The 462-nt window shown below is 35.7% G+C and carries 1 protein-coding gene; it reads right to left on the bottom strand.

Annotation, left to right across the window (positions count from 1 at the left end; genetic code table 11):
- The coding region (locus HC175_RS18355) for a WG repeat-containing protein (protein ID WP_168139678.1) at positions 1 to 462 on the bottom strand (462 nt) is incomplete at both ends.

Raw genomic sequence — 462 nt, 5'->3', positions numbered from 1 at the left:
AACAGGAGTAACATCCTGATAAATTGGTTGGAGTATAATATTTCCGAAGATATTCATAATCCCCTGTTTGGGATTCTTATTGGATTCTGTTCTTTCTGAATCCAAAATAACCACCAAAGAATCGTTGATTTGGTCCCAGTTCAACAGAATGTTCTCCTTAAAGACAAAATTTCCTTCGGAATCTACATGGTTCCATTTCCCATTAATCTCCACAGGAAAATATCCTTCATTGGGCAAATCTATTTTATCAAAAATAAAATCGGTTATCAGCCTTCCATTCCTCTCAATGAGGGCAAATTTGTCATTATTTTTTGCAAATCCGGTATCCGAATAGTACCAGTACACCTGCTCGTATTCCGGAAAAAGTTTGTGATTACCGTTTAAATCGACAAATCCGAAAATAGAATCTTTTATAATATTGGCATAATTGCCGTAGAAATCGGTGGCATTATCGAAAACTGG

Source organism: Salinimicrobium oceani (genome assembly GCF_012037645.1).
Note: the sequence above shows the minus strand (reverse complement) of the source record. Positions and strands in the feature narration are given on the sequence as shown.